At 42.3% G+C, this 19,806-nt stretch carries 21 protein-coding genes; 10 read left to right on the top strand and 11 right to left on the bottom strand.

The window, feature by feature from the left end:
* Nucleotides 1-1,796 (bottom strand): glucosamine-6-phosphate deaminase (nagB, locus tag BW976_RS21605; RefSeq protein WP_076376382.1); only part of this gene is annotated, 1,796 nt, incomplete at its 3' end.
* 217 nt (nt 1,797-2,013) lie between these two features.
* On the opposite strand from nagB, the gene BW976_RS21600 reads away from it, so the two are divergent.
* Both BW976_RS21600 and BW976_RS21595 read left to right on the top strand, forming a co-directional pair.
* On the top strand, nt 2,014-3,207 hold the full coding sequence (locus BW976_RS21600) for an anhydro-N-acetylmuramic acid kinase (RefSeq protein ID WP_076376380.1): 1,194 nt from the start codon (nt 2,014-2,016) through the stop codon (nt 3,205-3,207).
* Nucleotides 3,208-3,252: 45 nt separating this feature from the next.
* A complete protein-coding gene (locus BW976_RS21595; RefSeq protein ID WP_076376378.1) occupies nt 3,253-4,758 on the top strand; it encodes a bifunctional ADP-dependent NAD(P)H-hydrate dehydratase/NAD(P)H-hydrate epimerase in 1,506 nt (501 codons plus the stop codon).
* A gap of 362 nt (nt 4,759-5,120) precedes the next feature.
* Here BW976_RS21595 and BW976_RS21590 read toward each other — a convergent pair whose 3' ends face one another.
* The 6 genes from BW976_RS21590 to BW976_RS21565 all read right to left on the bottom strand — a co-directional run bounded on the left by BW976_RS21590 (nt 5,121) and on the right by BW976_RS21565 (nt 9,557).
* Entirely contained in the window at nt 5,121-5,942 is an 822-nt protein-coding gene (locus BW976_RS21590; RefSeq protein WP_076376376.1) for an anti-sigma factor, read from the bottom strand.
* 4 nt (nt 5,943-5,946) lie between these two features.
* Complete coding sequence (locus BW976_RS21585) at nt 5,947-6,498, bottom strand: RNA polymerase sigma factor (protein WP_076376374.1); 552 nt, start codon at nt 6,496-6,498, stop codon at nt 5,947-5,949.
* Between the two features lie 24 nt (nt 6,499-6,522).
* Nucleotides 6,523-7,407 carry a lipoyl synthase gene (gene lipA / locus BW976_RS21580; protein WP_076376372.1) on the bottom strand — a complete coding sequence of 295 codons (885 nt, stop codon included), beginning with the start codon at nt 7,405-7,407 and terminating at the stop codon, nt 6,523-6,525.
* A 230-nt stretch (nt 7,408-7,637) separates the two neighbouring features.
* Nucleotides 7,638-7,967, bottom strand: a complete 330-nt coding sequence (gene ytxJ / locus BW976_RS21575) for a bacillithiol system redox-active protein YtxJ (RefSeq protein ID WP_076376370.1) — start codon at nt 7,965-7,967, stop codon at nt 7,638-7,640.
* A gap of 249 nt (nt 7,968-8,216) precedes the next feature.
* Nucleotides 8,217-8,711 (bottom strand): 6,7-dimethyl-8-ribityllumazine synthase, encoded by a 495-nt coding sequence (gene ribH, locus BW976_RS21570; protein ID WP_076376368.1) that lies wholly within the window; start codon nt 8,709-8,711, stop codon nt 8,217-8,219.
* A gap of 168 nt (nt 8,712-8,879) precedes the next feature.
* Nucleotides 8,880-9,557, bottom strand: coding sequence for a tetratricopeptide repeat protein (locus BW976_RS21565; protein ID WP_076376366.1), 678 nt, complete (start codon nt 9,555-9,557; stop codon nt 8,880-8,882).
* A gap of 291 nt (nt 9,558-9,848) precedes the next feature.
* Here BW976_RS21565 and BW976_RS21560 point away from each other — a divergent pair, with 291 nt between their 5' ends.
* The 3 genes from BW976_RS21560 (at nt 9,849) to BW976_RS21550 (ending at nt 11,967) form a co-directional block, all read left to right on the top strand.
* Complete coding sequence (locus BW976_RS21560) at nt 9,849-10,475, top strand: hypothetical protein (protein WP_076376364.1); 627 nt, start codon at nt 9,849-9,851, stop codon at nt 10,473-10,475.
* A 108-nt stretch (nt 10,476-10,583) separates the two neighbouring features.
* Nucleotides 10,584-11,684: a DNA replication/repair protein RecF gene (recF, locus tag BW976_RS21555; RefSeq protein WP_076376362.1), complete on the top strand. Its 1,101-nt coding sequence runs from the start codon at nt 10,584-10,586 to the stop codon at nt 11,682-11,684.
* Nucleotides 11,677-11,967 carry a DciA family protein gene (locus BW976_RS21550; RefSeq protein WP_076376360.1) on the top strand — a complete coding sequence of 97 codons (291 nt, stop codon included), beginning with the start codon at nt 11,677-11,679 and terminating at the stop codon, nt 11,965-11,967. The genes recF and BW976_RS21550 overlap by 8 nt, the downstream gene beginning before the upstream one ends.
* On the opposite strand, the gene BW976_RS21545 is transcribed toward BW976_RS21550, so the two are convergent.
* Both BW976_RS21545 and BW976_RS21540 read right to left on the bottom strand, forming a co-directional pair.
* On the bottom strand, nt 11,954-12,148 hold the full coding sequence (locus BW976_RS21545; RefSeq protein WP_076376358.1) for a hypothetical protein: 195 nt from the start codon (nt 12,146-12,148) through the stop codon (nt 11,954-11,956). The two genes, BW976_RS21550 and BW976_RS21545, sit on opposite strands and share 14 nt — an antisense overlap.
* Nucleotides 12,149-12,314: 166 nt before the next feature.
* Entirely contained in the window at nt 12,315-12,734 is a 420-nt protein-coding gene (locus BW976_RS21540) for a nucleoside-diphosphate kinase (RefSeq protein WP_076376356.1), read from the bottom strand.
* A gap of 198 nt (nt 12,735-12,932) precedes the next feature.
* Here BW976_RS21540 and BW976_RS21535 point away from each other — a divergent pair, with 198 nt between their 5' ends.
* Genes BW976_RS21535 through BW976_RS21515 form a run of 5 tightly spaced genes read left to right on the top strand, consistent with a single transcriptional unit; the run spans nt 12,933 to nt 17,846 of the window.
* On the top strand, nt 12,933-13,943 hold the full coding sequence (locus tag BW976_RS21535; protein ID WP_076376354.1) for a DHH family phosphoesterase: 1,011 nt from the start codon (nt 12,933-12,935) through the stop codon (nt 13,941-13,943).
* Nucleotides 13,944-13,953: 10 nt separating this feature from the next.
* A complete protein-coding gene (locus tag BW976_RS21530) occupies nt 13,954-14,919 on the top strand; it encodes an FKBP-type peptidyl-prolyl cis-trans isomerase (protein WP_076376352.1) in 966 nt (321 codons plus the stop codon).
* Between the two features lie 59 nt (nt 14,920-14,978).
* Nucleotides 14,979-15,965 carry an FKBP-type peptidyl-prolyl cis-trans isomerase gene (locus tag BW976_RS21525; protein WP_076376350.1) on the top strand — a complete coding sequence of 329 codons (987 nt, stop codon included), beginning with the start codon at nt 14,979-14,981 and terminating at the stop codon, nt 15,963-15,965.
* Nucleotides 15,966-16,013: 48 nt separating this feature from the next.
* A complete protein-coding gene (locus BW976_RS21520) occupies nt 16,014-16,781 on the top strand; it encodes a TatD family hydrolase (RefSeq protein ID WP_076376348.1) in 768 nt (255 codons plus the stop codon).
* Nucleotides 16,782-16,823: 42 nt separating this feature from the next.
* Nucleotides 16,824-17,846: an asparaginase gene (locus BW976_RS21515; protein ID WP_076376346.1), complete on the top strand. Its 1,023-nt coding sequence runs from the start codon at nt 16,824-16,826 to the stop codon at nt 17,844-17,846.
* Between the two features lie 187 nt (nt 17,847-18,033).
* Here the strand turns inward: BW976_RS21515 and BW976_RS21510 are convergent, their stop codons facing one another.
* Together BW976_RS21510 and BW976_RS21505 are read right to left on the bottom strand one after the other, a co-directional pair.
* Entirely contained in the window at nt 18,034-18,753 is a 720-nt protein-coding gene (locus tag BW976_RS21510; protein ID WP_076376344.1) for a LytR/AlgR family response regulator transcription factor, read from the bottom strand.
* A complete protein-coding gene (locus BW976_RS21505; protein WP_084192297.1) occupies nt 18,750-19,778 on the bottom strand; it encodes a sensor histidine kinase in 1,029 nt (342 codons plus the stop codon). Before BW976_RS21505 ends, BW976_RS21510 begins: the two co-directional genes overlap by 4 nt.
* Nucleotides 19,779-19,806: the final 28 nt, after the last annotated feature.

The following is a 19,806-nucleotide window of genomic DNA, read 5'->3' as shown; positions in this document are numbered from 1 at the left end:
GGGAAAACGGGGCGGTCTTTTTGGGACTGATGTTTAAAGATAGCATTCCGCTTGCGGATCACCTCCTGGGGTGACAAAGGCACGGCCATTTCAATTTCATAAGTTTCAAACTCATGCCAGGCGCCGCGGTACATCCATAACCAGCAATCCTTAACCCAGGCTTCAGTCGCCTTCAGACGATCCAAAGCAGCCAGGATAATGTTAAAACAAACCAAATGCGTACCATTCGGATCAGCAAAATCACCGGCAGCAAAGATCTGCTGTGGTTTTACTTTTTGTAACAGTTCAATGGTCAGCAGGATATCTTCCTCGCCCACGGCATTTTTCTTGGTCTTACCGGTTTCGTAAAAAGGCAAAGCCATAAAATGGATATGATCATCCGGTAAACCCGCGTAACGGGCACCCGAGATCGCCTCGGTCTTACGAATGAAACCTTTCACATTGCGGATCTCCTGCGTATCGATCTGGTTGGGTTGTTTATTCGGGAAAAAAGCCCGCATCTCTTCATATAATTGATGCAGGTGACCAGAATCTTCCCCAATAGAGTTGGTAAAATCAATAGCAAATTCCATATACCGTAATACATCATCATCCCAAACGGCGGTATTCCCCGAAGTTTGATAGGCCACATGCACATCATGCCCCTGATCAACCAGGCGGATAAAAGTACCGCCCATAGAGATCACATCATCATCCGGGTGCGGAGAAAAAATGATCGACCGTTTTTTGGCAGGCAAAGCCCGCTCCGGACGCTGCGAATCATCTGCATCCGGCTTACCACCCGGCCATCCGGTAATGGTATGTTGGATCTGGTTAAAAATATCAATATTGATGTTGTATACCGGACCCTGCTCCACAGCCAGCTGCGCCATGCCGTGGTTATTGTAATCCTCTTCAGTGAGTTTCAATACCGGCTTACCAATGGTATCAGCCAGCCAGATCACGGCTTTCTTCTTTAATACATTATCTTCCCATGAACAATCTTTCACCAACCAAGGCGTATCAAAACGGGTCAGCTCCGAAGCAGCAGCTTCATCCAGTACAAATTCTACATGGTCAGACAATTGCAGGTAAGTAGCCGGTACCTCGCCCGATATTTCACCTTCCACCGCTTTTTTGATGATGGGTGCTTTTTTCTTGCTCCAGGCCATCAGGATAATCTCGCGGGCTTTAAAAATAGTACCGATCCCCATGGTGATGGCTTTGGTAGGCACATTGGCTTTACCACCGAAATCACGGGCAGCATCACTGCGGGTCAGGTCGTCCAGGGTTACCAGACGGGTACCCGAGTTAGGAGCCGAACCCGGCTCGTTAAAACCGATGTGGCCGGTACGACCAATACCCAGGATCTGGAGATCAAGGCCACCGAGTTCTTCGATCTGGCGCTCATAGTTTAAACAGAAAGCCACCACATCATCTTTATCCAGCGTGCCATCGGGGATATGTACATTGGCCTTATCAATATCTACATGGCTGAAAAGGTTCTCATACATGAAAGTAACGTAGCTTTGAGCCGCGTCGGGTTTCATGGGAAAATACTCATCGAGATTGAAAGTGATCACGTCACGGAAAGACAAACCATCTTCCTGGTGTAAACGAATCAGTTCGGCATACACGCGGATGGGGGTAACACCGGTAGCCAAACCGAGTACGGTTTTTTTACCCTTGCTTTGTTTATCACGGATCAGTGCTGCAATACGAGCCGCCACCGCTACCGAGGCCTCTTGCTGGTTACCATAAACGCTTACCGGCAGCTTCTCGTACCGGGTCTCTTCCAATAAATTTAATCGGGCCATGTATCAATATTAATAAGTTTATATGCTTGTTTCAAAACAAATATATCAGATATTTAGGTAGTGCGGCTATTAATTTAACGTAAAACCTCTCCTCTTGGAGAGGACTTTGATTCGCAAACGTTTGCGTTAAGCCCCTCTCCTTTGGAGATGAGTTAGGATAAAGTCTCTTATTCATTTAACTTTTGCAAAGTCACGCAGCAAATTGTAATTTAAAGCCATGTTACCGTTTAATCAAAATCTGCAGCAGCTGTTCACTATCGCCCAAAAAACAAGAAAAATTGGTATCGGTCTTATGTCAGGTACCTCATTGGATGGATTGGACATTGCCTTATGCAGTTTTACCAGCAGCGGTTTGCAACCACAATTCAAGCTGCTGCAGTTTATTACCATACCATATCCCCAAAGTTTTAAAGATGAGGTGCAGCAGGTTTTTGCCCGCAAAACAGCCGATCTGGAGCAGGTAACTTTACTGAACGCTTTTATAGGCAACTATCATGGCGAACTGGTTTTAGAAGCCCTGGCTGGTTGGGGTATAGATGCCGCCTCAGTTGATTTTATAGCCAGTCATGGGCAAACTATTTACCATGCGCCACAACGGCTGCATCACCGCGGCAATTACCCTAATGCTACCCTGCAAATTGGCGATGGCGACCACTTGGCGGTAAAAACCGGGATACTAACCATCAGCGATTTCAGGCAGAAACATATTGCTGCCGGTGGCGAAGGCGCTCCCCTGGCTCTATATGGCGATGTGCTGCTGGGCAGTAAGTCTGGAGAAAATCGTATACTGTTAAATATCGGAGGGATTGCCAACCTCACCTATCTCCCTGCTGATGGCGATGCCAGTGAAATCTTGTGCACAGATATTGGTCCCGGAAATACGCTGATCGATGCAGCATGCCGTAAATTTTTTAATATGGCGTACGACAAAGATTCGGCTATTGCAGATAGCGGTAAAGTAAACGAGGACCTGCTGAGTGCATTGCTCAATCACGCTTTTTTTGAAGAAGAGGCTCCAAAAACTACAGGTCCGGAGTTATTCGGTTTGCCCTATGTAGAGCAGGCACAGTTACGAACAGGCACAGAACACATTAAAAACGAAGACCTGGTAAGTACCTTAAGCATGTTTACTGCGGTAGCCATTGAACATTTTATCCGCACAAACATCTTGGCCCATGATCTGCATGTATTTATAAGCGGAGGCGGTGCCAGGAACCCCTTTGTCGTTAATCATTTAAAACAGGCATTAGCAGACGCTTACATTGCTGATACTGGCAGCCTGGGGATTGATCCGGATGCTAAAGAAGCTATCCTATTTGCCCTGCTGGGCAACGAGGCCCTGTGCGGCGAGCCTATGACTATCGGCAATAACCCCGCGGTGCTGATGGGTAAGTTTAGTTTTGGGCATTAAGAACTTTACAAAAACAAAACATCTTATTCCTTACTTTAGAATAATATGCTGCCTTTATTAATTGCCGAACAAATACGCCAGGCTGATGCCTATACTATAGCCCATGAGCCCATCTCATCCGTCGATCTGATGGAACGAGCTTCCAAAGCATTTGTGGGCTGGTTCATCAATCATTTTCCGGATAAAAAACAAGCCATCAGTTTTTACTGTGGCACGGGCAATAATGGTGGCGACGGATTAGCTATTGCGCGTATACTCCATCAGCATCAGTATAAAGAACTAACCGTAAGGATAGTGCGTTTCAGCGACAAAACTTCTGCAGATTTTGATATAAACCTGGAGCGTTTAAAACAAATTGACATTCCGGTAAGTGAAATAAATAAAGGCGACGATCTTCCGGATGAAAACAGTTCCATCATTATCGACGCACTTTTAGGCAGCGGCCTGAACAAACCACTTACCGGCGACTATGAGCGATTGGTTAAACACATCAATGCTTTAAACAAAACGGTTGTAGCGGTTGATGTACCTACCGGGCTTTTCTGCGACGGAGAAATACAGCCGGATACTATAGCTATTGAAGCCGACCTGGTGATCACCTTTCAGCAACCCCGGATCAATTTTTTACTGCCGGAATCGGCACCTTACATCCATTGCTGGGAAGCGGTAAACATTGGTATCGACGAAAAATATGTACAATCCCTAAACTCGGTTTACCAGTTTATGGAGGAAAAGGATATAAAGGCCTGGCTGAAGCCGAGGAAGCGTTTTAGTAACAAGGGGACCTATGGGCATGCTCTGCTTATTGCCGGGCAGGCCAAAACCATGGGTGCGGCTCTATTAAGCTCTTCGGCGGCAGTTCATGCCGGGGCAGGACTTACAACTGTCTGTGTGCCTGAAAGCGGCCTGATTGCCCTGAACAGCTATCTGCCCGAGATTATGGCCATTGTGCGTAAGGAAAATAAATTGCCTGAAATAGAATGGGATAAATTTAGTTCGATAGCTATAGGCCCGGGTTTGGGTAAAGATGAGGATGCTTTTAAATTGTTATCAGCATTGATCAAAAACTATAAAAAGCCCATCGTGATTGATGCCGACGCGCTTAACTTGTTGGCTGAACATCCTGAATTATTGAAAAAATTGCCAGAAGGCAGTGTGTTAACACCTCACATGAAAGAGTTTGACCGCTTATTTGGAGAGCACAAAAACTGGTGGCAAAGGCTGCAAACTGGTATAGAGCAATCCAAAAAACTAAATATCTATATCGTTTTAAAAAATGATTATACTATAACCTTATCGCCCGAGGGCCAGGCTTACTTTAACTCATCGGGTAATGCGGCTATGGCGTCCGGAGGTATGGGCGATGTGCTGACCGGGATTATTGCGGCGCTGCTCGCTCAGAAGTATACAGCTTTGCAAGCCTGTCTTATCGGTATTTATATACATGGCAAAGCGGGTGATGAATTGGCTTTGCCCAATAGATTAAATGTGGCGTTGCCTGGTAAGCTAATCGTGCAACTACCGGCTACCATGGCCAAATTAATGGCATAAAAAAAACGGTCGCAAGTATTTATACAACCGTTTTTGATTAACTATTAACTGATCTTATAAAGAACTAAATACTCATATTTATGGTGTTAGATTTATGATATTTATTAGGTTTTATCGATCTAACTATACATAAGACGCACCAACTACCCTAATAGTTACAAAAAAACAAATATTTTGTCTGGATTCTGGTTAAATAATTGTTAAATAACATGATAAGGTACGGCTTTGTTTGCAAAAATAACCCAAAATGGCATTAATTGGTATGTAAACTATGTTAAAATTTGTTAAAACTATCAGGAATAGAGGATTGCCTCCAGAAGTGGAAGTATGATAAAAGTAATAAAATAGGGGGATAACCTGGATTAGAATTTACCCAAAACTACCATTTGATCCATGGTTGGGTTAACGCTGCCGCCTTTTGGTTCAAGGGTTACTGCAAAAGCATCAGCAAGCGCTATGGACTTCATCTCTTTCATATCAGTAGAGTCGGTCTTGGCATCAAAAACACCCAGGTCAACTGGTTTACCGCCAACTAATGCCCAAAGCTGGTATTGGTGGTCTTTATCGTTCTCGGGCAGTTTAACATTACCCATATCAATAATTACTTTTTGCTTAGCAGGGCTAAATGCCAGCGTTACAACCGATGCCGGTGTTTTAGCTGTTCCCTGTAATTTTAGTAGTTTAAAGGATGGATCGCGGAAAATGGTCAGTTCCCTGTCCATCAGGTTTACCCGGTTGCTGAAATGCTGATTTTGCAATTGCATAGCCACCAACTGGTCGTTAGAGTTCTTTAGGCGCGAGTAAGTATTTACCAAAGCAATGGTACTGGCTACTAATAAGGCCAAACTGGCAGCAAAGGCATATTTATAAAAGTTACTTTCTTTACGGGCAGTTAACTCCACTACCTTGTGGTTAACATGCTGGGGTTTTTCAGGAAAGTTGTTATCATCGGCAAGATTGGTGAGGATGCTGCCCATTACCCGGTCGCGCAGGGCTTCTGACGGTTCAACTGCATTTTCACGAGCATACAGTTCCAGGGAGCGCCCAATTTCATCCAATTCCGCTTTTACGGCAGGATGTTTCTTGGCCATCTCCTCTACCTGCAACTTTTCGTCGGGGGTTACATCCCCCAGAACGTAAAGTTCCAGTATCCCTGTTTCTATATATGCTCTTATATCTTCCACTACTTCAATTAAAATGTTTTCTGAGTTGCTGTATACCCATTCGCAACCGTGTTTTAATGGTACCCAACGGAATGCCTAATTCATCAGCCGCTTCCACATGAGTGTAACCTTTAAAATACACCAGATCGATTATTGATTTTTGTTCAGGCCTTAACGTCTCAACCAAATCTTTAACACCCATCAACTCAGGCTTGTAAACTGTGTTTCTTTGTTCGTCAATGGAATTTACGATATTTTCAATCTCCTGGTTTTTATTCTGATTCTTAAAATCTTTTGATCGGATCTTGTCTATAGCCAAGTTGCGCGCAATATTTACCATCCAGGTAAATAAGCGACCTTTTTCTGTACTATAGCTGGAGAAAGAGTGCCAGATTTTTACAAAAGTTTCCTGTAAAACATCTTCGGCAATGGCAGTGTCGATAACAATACGCGAAATTACGCCGAACAGTGAAGCGGAATACATATCATATAGCGCCTCAATAGCTATTTTCTCATGATTTCTCAATGAAAAAACCAATTGTTCTTCTGTTAGCGATATTTTATGTTTCTTACTCAACGGTGTGAATATATAAAGGAATTATCACATATCAAACAGATGTTTTTCTGCATGATAGGATGAACGTACCAATGGTCCGCTCTCCACGTATTTAAAACCTTTATCTAATCCAAATTGTTTTAACCGGGCAAACTGATCCGGGTGAATCCAGTCAATTACCGGGTGGTGGTTACGTGTTGGCTGTAAGTATTGGCCTAAAGTAAGTATGTGTACACCAGCCGCCAGCAGATCGTCCATAGCCTCTAAAATATCATCTTCGGTTTCGCCTAAACCCAGCATAATGCCCGATTTGGTGCGTAAACCAGCTTCAGATACGTGTTTTAAGGCTTCCAGACTGCGATCGTACTTGGCCTGGATACGAACCTCTTTGGTCAAGCGGCGTACGGTTTCCAGGTTGTGCGATACCACCTCAGGACGGGTTTCCAGCACACGTGCCAGATTATCCCAGTTGCCTCTGAAATCGGGCAGTAAAGTTTCCAGTGTAGTATCCGGACTTTCGCGGCGTATCGCATTGATCGTTTCGGCCCAGATAATGGATCCGCCATCTTTCAGGTCGTCACGGTCAACAGAAGTAATCACACAGTGTTTCACCTGCATTAGTTTTACCGATGTCGCTACGCGGTTAGGCTCATCTACGTCAACGGCTAATGGCCTGCCGGTTGCTACCGCGCAAAACGAGCAGGAGCGTGTGCAAATATTACCCAGTATCATGAAAGTAGCTGTACCGGCTCCCCAGCATTCACCCATATTAGGGCAATTACCACTCTCACAAATGGTATGCAGTTTATGTTCATCAACCAAACTGCGTACATGTGTATATTCTTTTCCAATAGGAAGCTTTACCCTAAGCCAATCGGGCTTGCGTTGGGCTTGTTGGCTAACAGCAGGAATTACCGGCAAATCAATCATGGTACAAATGTAATTAAAAACCAAATAACCCTTTATGGGCTATTGCGCAAGTTTTACGAATAAATTATAATAGGTATGTAGAAACAAGAGGTAAGAATCAGGAAACAAGATAAAATATACCGACTGTCATCCTGAGCTTGTCGAAGCATGGTGGGCAGGCCTCTACGCACGATGCTTCGACAAGCTCAGGATGACAGGCCTTCAATTAATAAAATCCCTGAAATTCTTGGCTAAACTAAAACCGACAGGGCTTCGTCAACTGAGATCTGACCATGTGATTGATCAAGCACGCATTCGCCGTCTTTGATCAACAGCAGTTGTGGCGATTCATGGTGTACCTGGAAAACATCTGCTACTTGTTTTGACAGGTCGCGATAGCTAATCAGGTCAAGGAAATAAAGAGGCATATCTTCGGGAAGATCTTCCCAGTCCAACTCAAAACGTTTTTTTGCCATCATGCTGATGGAACAGCGTGTACTATGTTTAAATATCAAACTGTAGCCCTCGTGCTGCTTAATGCTATTCAATTGATCTGCCGACTCCAACGAAATCCAATTCATAAAGATAATGATATAGTGTGCTGTGCTATAAGTAAAACTAACTTACAAAATAACACAAAAAACTCCCTATAGCTTTAAATGAAAATAAAAAATGACAATTGCCTGTTAACGACCACTTTTAGGATACGAACCATAAGCTGGGCATAGTTTGTTGGAGCATGATGAGACAATGCTGCCAACTGCCAGGGCAATAAACGCTATGTAAATAATTTTTTTCATCGTATTAATTGATACCGTTTTTTACGTTGATTAGCTCTTTAATGTTTCGGCGAGATGGGCCATTTTTATCGCTGTAATAGCGGCTTCATCGCCTTTGTTACCATGTTTACCACCGGCACGGTCAATAGCCTGTTGCTGATTATCGGTGGTTAATACACCAAATATAACAGGTTTTGAATATTTTATGGCAACATTACTTACACCGTTTGCTACGGCATCGCAAATAAAATCAAAATGACGGGTTTCACCCTGTATCACACAGCCCAGGCATATGACTGCGTCCAATCCGCCTTTTTTTAATAACAGATCGGCACCTGACGTAAGCTCGAAGCTGCCTGGTACAGGGTATACTGAAATGTTTTCGGGCAAGGCGCCATTATTTACCAAACTTTGATAGGCACCGTGGTAAAGCGCATTGGTGATTTCGGCATTCCATTCGGCTACCACAATACCAAAGCGGTATGGTTGTGCTGATGGTATCTCGGTATTTGAAAAATCTGATAGGTTTTTAAGCTGTGTAGCCATGATTTTTTGATTTCGGATTTGGGATGTTCGATTTCGGATTTATCTATATTTCGGATATCGGATGTTCGATTTCGGATTTGCTTATAAAAAAAATGTTCGATTCTGGATTTAAAGGCCTTTGCAAGTCAGTAAATCCGAAATCGAACATCCGATATCCGAAATCGAGAATTATTGTTTCGCTTCGGTACGAGCTATATACTCGTCAATATTTTGTGCTTCGGCACTTTCAGGATATTCTGATTTTATCCTTTTGTAAGCCTCAGTGGCCGATTTATTATCTTTTTGCTCTTCGTAAACCAAGCCTAGTTTTTTTAAGTAAAGAGGTGATAAAAATTTGTTCTTCGCTTTATCAACAGCTTTGCTAAATGATGAGGCTGCTTTATCATAATCTTTTAGTTCAACGTAGGCATCACCTGCGCTGCCCAATGCTTCGGCAGCTACCATGCTGTCGTCGCCACGATAGTTGTTCAGGTTATCAAGAGCTTTACGGTATTCGCCTTTGTTTAAATAAGCAGTGCCTAAGTAAAAATAAGCCAGGTTAGCAGCCTTGGTATTGCTGTATTCGGTAATGATTTTTTCAAAACCCGGATAGCTGGCATCACCTTTAATAGCTTTGTCCCAATCTTTTTTAGCCCAAAAATCCTGCGCAACGTGCATTTGGTCGGCAGCGGTTATTTCGCGTGGACCTAAATATAATTTCAGATATAAAAGATAAATAGCAATAAGGGCAATGATAGCCCCACCTATAAATAATAGGCTTTTTTGATTCTCGCGCACGAAATTTCCGCTTTGCCCTAAATTACTTTCTGGTGCTGTAACTTTGGTATTCGCCTGGGTTTTTGACATTGTTGTTCTAAAATTAAGTGTGCAAAGTTACAGTTTTCAAAATTTCTGGCAATAGCTTTTGTATTAAATCTTTAAATAGAAGTTCATTAGGGTTATTATACAAAAGTTTATTGGGTAGAGAGGACGAATTGAGATGGATTTTATCTGAATCATGATTAGTAGCATATATGATTCTCCTGATTTTTGCTGTAATCTTTATGATCCTGAAATCAGGTAAATCACGGGTCAGATAAAATAACCTTACTCTGCATCAATTACAAAAAGATAAGATACATTTACTGTACAATAGCCATGGAGAAATTACCTTTTGATACCACAAATCTTGATGCCGATGACATGCAGGCACTTGAGGCCAGCTATGAAACAGTTAAAAAAAGCTTCAAAGTTGGCCTTGCCAATGATGATGTTATGAAGCTAAAAGAATTTGATGTATTTAGTAATTATCCTAATGCAACCATCGGGGGGACTTTGTTAATTAATCACCCTGAAAGCGGCTGCTATCTCACTTACGTAAAAACTCATACAGTTATAAAAACCGGGCAGGGACCGGGTGCTGGTATCAGTTATTACAAATGTCAGCTATGGGCATCAGCAACATTACGCAATGATTTTGGGCGGGTAATCATCAGAAGGGAAACACTTGTTGACAAAATCCTGAACCTGGTACATCCCGTAGAGTTACATTTTAAAGATGATCCAACTTTTAGCAGCCGGTTTTACGTGGTTGCCAATGACCCGGAAAAAGCCACCCTGGCTATGACCAGTAATTTTAGAGCCGCTATCATGAATATCCAATTGGATGATTTTATTATAGAGATAGTGAACAGCACGTTAATTATAGGCAATATTCAATTAATTACCCCAGAGCAAGCGGTTTACCTGGCAGATTTTGCAAGTAAACTATCAGTCATCAAGTAATGTTGTTTCGTTTGTGGTGAAAAAGGGGAAATCACGTAAATCATGGTTCAGATAAACCAATGATACGAGTGAACTAATGAACTAATTCCCTAACTTTGCCTCCCCGTTATGTATTTGCAGCAACTGTCAGTTATCAATTTTAAAAATTACCAGGAGGCCGAGCTTGTGTTTAGTGCGGGGGTGAATGCCTTTACCGGTAATAATGGTGCCGGCAAAACCAATCTGCTGGATGCCATTCACTACCTGTCGTTGTGCAAAAGCTATTTTAACCCGATAGATAGCCAGCAAATAAAGCAGGACGAGGATTTTTTTATCATCACGGGTGTTTTTAATAAAAACCAGCAAACGGAAGCGGTAGCCTGCTCGGTGAAGCGTAACCAGAAAAAACAATTTAAACGCAACAAAAAGGACTATCCGCGCCTGGCCGACCATATTGGGTTGCTGCCATTGGTGATGATATCACCCTATGATACCAGTATTATTACCGAAGGGAGTGAGGAACGCCGTAAGTTTGTTGATAATGTGATATCACAAACCGATAACCATTACCTGGACGAGTTGATTACTTACAACAAGGTACTGGCGAATCGCAATGCACTGTTAAAACTCATTGCCGATACGGGTCGTTATGACCCCAGTTTGCTGGAGGTATTGGATGAGCAATTGGCCGGTTCCGGCAACCGTATATTTGAAAGGCGCAAAGCTTTTATGGAAAGCTTTACCGCTATTTTTAACAGTCATTACCGTTTTTTGAGTGATGGAGCCGAACGTGTAGAGCTGATTTACGAATCACAATTGCTGCAGGATGATTTTGCTGCTTTGTTAAAAAAGAATGTAGAGCGCGACCGGGCACTGGAGCGCACTACAGTGGGTATACATAAGGATGACCTGCAATTTGGGATCCATGGTATGTCTATGAAAAAATTTGGATCGCAGGGACAGCAAAAATCGTTTTTGATAGCGCTGAAGCTGGCACAGTATACCTTTTTATATCAGCAAAAAGGATTTAAACCCTTGCTGCTGCTGGATGATATTTTTGATAAGCTGGATGATGAACGCGTTACCAAGCTAATGAAAATGGTATCGAATAATGATTTTGGGCAAGTGTTTATCACCGATACCAGTGTAAACCGGGTGCAGGATATTTTTCAGAAGATAAATGTCGACATAAAACTATTTAAAGTAACAGGAGGGGTAATTGATGCGTAAAGCAAATGACAAATCGTTAAAAGATGCTATTGACCAAATGCTGAACGTTTATAAAATTAAACGCCGCTTTGATGAAACCGCTGTAGTAGCTGCCTGGCCCGAATTGGTAGGCAAACCTGTAGCCAACCGTACTAAAGAGTTATTCATTCGCGATAAAAAATTATTTTTACGTATAGAATCGTCGGTGATCAAAAACGAGCTCATGATGATGCGCGCCCAGATTATGGATAAGATCAACGAGAAAGCAAACGGGATATTGGTTGAAGAAGTTATTTTCCTTTAGAAAAACGGAGCCGATGCCTTACGCTGATATCATCACTGATCATGGAGTAAGCAAAGATGAATATACCCGGAATAATAAAAGCCAGCTGAACTTCGGGGTGGGCTTTATATAGCAGAATGGAAGCTGCTGCCAGGCACACAACGATTAACAGGTATATGATACATTTCAGAAATAGTTTCATGATCTATAGCTTTAAAAATTACCAGGTTTATTAATTCAGGGTAAAATAAATACAAATGAAACATTAACCCTGTAAGGTAAATCTACAAAACATATACCAAAACTGAACAAAAAAATAACATTTACCGGTGTAATTAACTGAATTACACCGGTAAGTTACCTAAGGGTTAAAATCTTTCGAAAGCCGAAAAGAAGAAGTTGCCTTCTATGTCGGCATTCTCGTCAGAATCAGATCCGTGAACTGCATTTGCATCAATTGATTTGGCAAATAAGTTACGGATAGTACCTTCTTCTGCCTTAGCCGGATCGGTAGCACCTATCAGTTTACGGAAATCTTCAATCGCGTTGTCTTTCTCCAATATCGCTGCTACAATAGGGCCAGAAGACATGAAGCTAACCAAATCCTTATAAAAAGGACGTTCTTTGTGAACTTCATAAAACTGACCTGCTTTTTCGGGACTTAATGAAGTGTATTTAAGCGCTACGATCTTGAATCCACTCTTCGTGATCTTGTCTATAATCGCACCAATGTGACCGTTTGCTACCGCATCTGGCTTTATCATGGTAAAAGTTCTGTTGGTTTTCATTGAAATGGTTTGTTTTTTAATGGTAATGAAGCTATCACTCGTTTTGATTTGAGTTGTAACTCATGATGGTTTCATTATTGCTTTTTAAAATTGCCGCAAAAATAGTTTTTTACATCTGTAACATAAAGCGTTTTGAATTAAATTAGATGGTTTGTATTTAATTTATTTATTTAGCTTTGCAACTCTTTTTTAAAATTGATGTTAGATTTAGCCTCGCTTAAAGAACTTTTAGCACAGCCTCAAAAAATAGTAATCACTACCCATCATAAACCTGATGGTGATGCGATGGGCTCGTCCTTAGGGTTATATAATTATCTGATACAGCAGGGCCATCATGCCAAGGTGATCACTCCTACAGATTATCCTGATTTTTTGAGCTGGATGCCTGGTAACGAAGAGGTTATTATTTATACCGAACAGCAAGAACGGTCGGCAGCGCTCATTGCTGATGCCGATATCGTTTTCTGTCTTGATTTTAACGCGTTAGGCAGGATCAATCAAATGGGTGAGCTGGTTGGTGCAAGCAGCGCTTACAAGATCATGATCGATCATCACCTGGAGCCCGAAGATTTTGATGATTACCGGCACTGGAATATCAACGCCTGCGCTACTGCCCAGCTTATTTATGATTTTATTGTAAATGAACTGCATCATCCCGAATTAGTTAATAAGGATGTAGCTACCTGCCTGTATACCGGCATCATGACCGATTCGGCATCATTTCGCTTACCTAATACCACCTCCACCGTACACCGTATAGTTGCCGACCTGATTGATGCAGGCGCGGTTAACTGGCGTATACATGAGCTGGTTTACAATAGCGCATCTGAGGGTAGATTAAGATTTTTAGGGCATTGCCTGGCTAATTGCCTTGAAGTATTACCTGAATATAATACCGCTATTATTGCGGTAAACAAAGCCGACCTGGAAAAATACGATGTAGATACCGGCGATACGGAGGGCATTGTGAATTATGCTTTATCCATGGGCAACATACGCCTGGCGGCATTTATTGTTGAACGCCGCGACAAGGTAAAACTTTCGCTGCGCTCCAAAGGAGAGTTTCCGGCTAATGAGATCGTTAAAAAATACTTTAGTGGTGGCGGTCACCGTAATGCGGCCGGCGGTCATTCTGAAGACAGCCTTGAGCAGGTTATACAACAGTTTAAACTAATATTACCAGAATATAAAAAACTATTAATACAGTAAAACAGTAAAAATGAAAAGAAAATTGATGTTCTTGTCTCTTGCGGCTATAGGTTTAGCAAGTTGCAACGGTGGATTTAAGCAGGGCGATGGTGGCTTGCTTTATAATATTCACACTTCTAAAGGTGGTGCCAAAATTAAAGAAGGCGATTTTATAAGCCTTAACATGGTGGTAAAAACCGATGGCGACTCTGTGCTGAACAGTACTTATGAAAGCGGCCAGCCTACAAGAATGGCTATGCCAAAACCACAAGCCAAAGGGGATGTGGTTGCGGGTATTGGTTTACTGGGTGAAGGTGACAGTGCTACTTTTAAAATAGCGTCTGACTCGATATTTAAAGGTGGTCAGCAACGTCCTCCAGGCTTTAAAAGCAAATACCTGGTATTTGTAGTTAAGGTTGAAAAAGTAATAGCTAAAGGTAACTTGAATGAGCAGGTGTTCCGTGGCCGTGTAATGGATTATATCAAATCACAAGGCGACGCTTTAAAAGCACAGGAACCAGCTAAAATCAAAAAATATATTGATGACAATCACTTGAAACTTGAAAAAACAGCTTCAGGATTGCAGTATGTGATTACCACTCCCGGCACAGGTGCAAAACCTGCAGTTGGCGACACCGCAGTAGTAAATTACACCGGTAAAATGGTTAGCGGTAAAGTATTTGATACCAGCATTAAAGCAGAAGCTACCAAAGCAAAAATACCGGTTGATCCTATGCGTCAGTTTGCGCCTATCCGTATCCCTGTTGGCCAGGGTAAAGTAATACCAGGTTGGGACGAAGGCTTGCAATTGTTAAACAAAGGTGCTAAAGCGATATTCATCATCCCATCTGACATTGCTTATAAAGATCAGGGAATTGGCCCAATTGGCCCATACTCTCCATTGGTTTTTGAAATGGAAATGGTTGATGTGGTTAAACCAAACCCTAACGCTCCAAAACCGGTTGTGCCGCAATTAACGCCGCCACCAGCTAAATAATTAAAAGAAATTGAACACAGCCTTTTTGCCTACGGGCAGAAAGGCTTTTTTTTGTTAATATGAAACGTACTATTTATTTCACCTTGGCCCTGATTACCTTATTTACCATCAGTGTAAAAGCCCAGCAAGCAACCGATCTGAAAAAGACCGCCAACGGCGCTTTGTATAAAATATTTACCAATAATACCGGCCCCAAAGCAAAACAGAACGATGTAATCACTTTTAACTTTACCCAAACTACGGATAAAGATTCCCTATTGTTCAGCACCTACAAATCCGGTAAACCGGTACAGGCACAAGTACAGGCCTCACAAAACGTAGGCGATCTGATGGAAGTGTTCCCTTTGCTGACTGTTAAAGACAGCGCCCTGGTTAAAGTACCTACCGACTCTGTTTTTAAAGGACATGAAGAGGCCCGTCCTCCATTTTTTCCGAAGGGCAGTTATTTAACCTTTGTTATCAAAATAGAAAAGATTCAGTCGTTAAACGAGGCTATTGAGGAGCATAATGCCGAAGGTCAGAAACTAAAGGATAAAGAATTGACCGAAGCTGCAAAGTATTTGGCCGACAATAAGATAAATGCGATATCAACCGGATCTGGATTAAGATATTTAATTACCAAGCCATCAATAAAACGCAAGCCATTGGCCGGCGATACCGTATTGGTAAATTATACTGGTCGTATATTGAACGGTAAAGTTTTTGATTCCAGCGTCGCTTCAGAAGCTAAAAGCGCAGGTTTAGATCAGCCTGGTCGTGAATATAAGCCGATAAGTGTAGTACTTGGTCAGCAGCAGGTGATACCCGGCTGGGACGAAGGTTTGTTACTACTGAACGAAGGTTCAAAAGCTAAACTGATCATCCCATCGAGCCTGGCTTATGGCGATAAAGGTGCTGGTCAGGATATACCGCCGTACTGTACGCTGATATTTGATGTGGAACTGGTGCAAGTTAAACCAGGTAAACACGCCCCTGCTAAAGCGGGTGTAGTTAGTCCCGCTAAGAAACGGGTTTATAAAAAGCCGCTCACTAAAAAAACAAATTAGCATAAAAGCCTTCTGCCAAAAACCAGAAGGCTTTTTTATTTTTGCACTATGGTACTAACCGACACACATACCCACCTATACTACGAAACCATTGCCGATAAGCGCAAGGCGCTCATAGAACGCTGCCTGGACAACAACATCAGCCGGCTATTTTTGCCTAATGTTGATAGAGAATCCGTGCCTTTGGTGTTTGACCTGGTGCAGGCTTATCCCGACCAATGTTTCGCGATGCTGGGTTTACACCCCTGCTCGGTAAAAGAGAATTGGCAGCAGGAACTGAAAGATATTCGCGATGCGCATCAGCAGCAAAAAATTGTAGCCATAGGCGAGATCGGTATCGACTTATATTGGGATAAAACCACATTAAATGAGCAGATAGAGGCCTTTCGCCAACAGATCAATTGGGCAAAAAGTTTAAAACTGCCCATTGTTATTCACTGTCGTGATGCCTTTAATGAAGTATACGAGGTACTACTACAAGAACAGGACGAGAACCTGCGCGGTGTGTTCCATTGCTTTACCGGTACGCTGGATCAGGCCCAAAAAGTAACGGATCTGGGCTTTTACCTGGGTATAGGCGGGGTGGTTACCTACAAAAATTCGGGTTTAGATAAAGTTGTAGCCGAAATTGACCTAAAACATATAGTTTTAGAAACAGATTCTCCGTACCTTACGCCCGTTCCGTTCCGCGGCAAGCCTAATGAAAGTTCGTACCTGATCTACATTGCACAAAAAGTGGCGGAGCTGCACCAAATAGATTTGGATACGGCGGCTGATATAACTACCGAAAATTCAAAAAAGCTGTTTGGTATTTAACAACATTTATTTATTGAATTTATACAGCATACAACCTATTTCATGAGCCAGATACTGATCATCTATACCGGAGGGACAATTGGAATGATGACCGATCCTGTGACCAAAGTTTTAAAACCTATCGACTTTGAGCATATCATGGATAATGTTCCGGAACTTGAAAAATTAAATTGTAAAATTAAGGTTCATTCTTTTGATGAGATTATTGACTCGTCAAATATGAATCCGGCTATCTGGAGCGAGCTGGCCGGTATTATCCTGTCAAACTATCATGATAACGATGGCTTTGTAATATTGCACGGCTCCGATACCATGGCTTATACCGCATCGGCCTTAAGCTTTATGCTGGAGAACCTGGGCAAACCTATCATATTTACCGGCTCGCAGCTGCCCATAAGCGCCATACGTACCGATGCCAAGGAAAACCTGATGACGGCTATTGAAATTGCCAAATCAAAAAAAGGCGATCGTGCACGTGTACCTGAAGTTTGTATCTATTTTGATTATAAACTGTTCCGTGGTAACCGGGCATTTAAATATAACTCTTCCAAATTCGAAGCATTCCGTTCGCCTAATTATCCTATACTGGCCGAGTCTGGTGTCCACCTGCGTTTTAGCGCCAATGATATCAGGCATCCGCAGGAGGGTACAGAGCTTATTATCCACAACAACCTGGTGAGTGATGTGGCTGTATTAAAATTGTATCCGGGCATTGGTACCAAGGTAGTGGAAACCATCCTAAACTCTGATGTGAGGGGCATTGTAATGGAAACATTTGGTGCGGGCAATACAACTACAGATAGCTGGTTTATTGATTTGCTGAAAGGCGCTATTGACAACGGTAAGGTTATCGTGGATATTTCGCAATGCAAAGTAGGTACGGTTGAACTGGGCAGGTACGATACCAGCCGTCAGTTAAAAGATATCGGCGTGGCTAATGGCTACGATATGACCTTTGAATCGGCCGTAACCAAAATGATGTATCTGCTGGGGATGTTTGATGATCCGGCTCAGGTGAAATATTATATGGAATTTGATTTAAGGGGTGAGATCACGGTATCGTGAGTTTTGAGTGATCTGTTCTTAAAACTCCATCATTTATAAAAAATATGTCATTGCGAGCGTAGCTTGGCAATCTCCTCGCTTGTATATTGAACGCGATTAGATTGCTTCGTCGTTCCTCCTCGCAATGACATGTGAGTCAGATCCTTCGCTTCACTCAGGATGACAACATTGTTTTATACCTATCCCCTCAAAATATCCTTTGATTGATAACCGCCATAAAACCATCCTTAAATTTTTCGCTTACGGGGATGTGTTTGTCGCCAATGTAGATGTGGTTATCCTGGATCTTATTGAGCTGTTTGGTATTGACGATATAGGAATTGTGTACCCGTACGAACGGTACAGTAAGCTGCTCCTCAATATCCTTTAAGCGGCGATAAATCAACAGCTGATCGGTATGGGTAACTACCCGCACATATTCTTTTTCGCCCTCAAAGTACAGGATATGTTCCAGCAGGATCTTGCGCAGTACCTTGCCCGATTTTACAAAAAAGTACTCCTGGTCTGATGATTGTACAGGCATTGCGACCGCTGCCGGGGTCTTGCCAAAGTAAAACTCTATTTTTTGCTGTGCCGCCAGGAAACGTTTTAGGGTAATTGGTTTCAGCAGATAGTCGATAGTTTTAAAAGTATAGCTCTCGGCAGCAAATTCAGAGTAGGCGGTAGTAAAAACAATTTTTGTATCGGATGGTAATAGACCGGCAAGCTCCATCCCGCTCAGGTGGGGCATGTTAATGTCTAAAAAAATAAAATCAACCTTATGCTTATTCTCCTTTAAAAAAGCGAGTGCTTCCAGGCCGTTGTAGCATTTGGTTAAAAGCTGCCATTGCGTAGTTTGGCCTATCAGCATTTCCAGCAGTTTTACCGCATTGGGCTCATCGTCAATAATAATACAACTTAAATTCACGCTAATGGGATCTTTAAAAAAGCGGTAAATGATTGTTCGTTTTTATGAGTATCCAGTTCAAAATTGTTTTGATAAAGCAAGGTAAGTCTTTTGCGCAAATTAGTGATACCAAAACCACTGCTGCCATTTTGTTTTGGCCTGTCATAGATGCGGTTAACCGTTTCAAACATCAGGTAATTATCCTCCTGAACCAGTGAAATCTTGACACAATTATCCAGACTTGATTTATCGATGCCATGCTTAAAAATATTCTCCACAAAAGTCATCAGCAGCATGGGTGGGATACGAAGGTCGGGGTTAAATTGTTTTGTGAAAGTGAGTTGCACTTCATGACGAATGCGGATCTTTTCCAGCTCCAGGTAATTCTCCAAAAATTTAACTTCGGTATTAATGGGTACCTCATCCATGGGACTTTCATCCAAAAAATAGCGCATAATGTCTGAGAGGCGCTCTATCAGGGCCGCTGTTCTGGGTGCTTCGCGATAGGCTTCGTAATAAATATTGTTAAGGGTATTGAACAAAAAATGCGGCTGTACCTGCGATTTGAGCAGGTTGAGCTCGGCCTGGCTTTTTTGCACCATGATCTCCTCCGTTTGCTGTTTTAATTTAAAGTAAGCGATAGCAATGCGGAATATAAAGCTCAGCGCGAATATCAACCCTCCACCCAAAACAAATTTTAATAGGTTTAAGAGTGTTATAGGTTCGGCCTGTCCGGGCTTGGCAAAATAGGTATTATAAACAATGGTGCTCACATAACCCCGGCCTACCCCTGTAAACAACAACAACAGCAGCGCCAGTAACCCGTACAAAATATATCTGCGGGTTTCATAAAAACGAGGGTACAAAAAACGGATGTTGCCGTATATGATCATAACATAATATACCACATACAGGTTGGTGTAGAAAATCCCTTCTTTAAGGCCATCCATAGACGTAAAGGACAGGAAGAGGATAATATATACAAAAATCCAAACCAGCCATTGGAGTTGGGTAATAGTAGCCTTACCCTTAAACACTTGCATCATGTCTAAAATTACAAAGGTTTTCTGGTGT

Source organism: Mucilaginibacter lappiensis, assembly GCF_900155965.1.
Lineage (GTDB): Bacteria > Bacteroidota > Bacteroidia > Sphingobacteriales > Sphingobacteriaceae > Mucilaginibacter > Mucilaginibacter lappiensis.
Note: the sequence above shows the minus strand (reverse complement) of the source record. Positions and strands in the feature narration are given on the sequence as shown.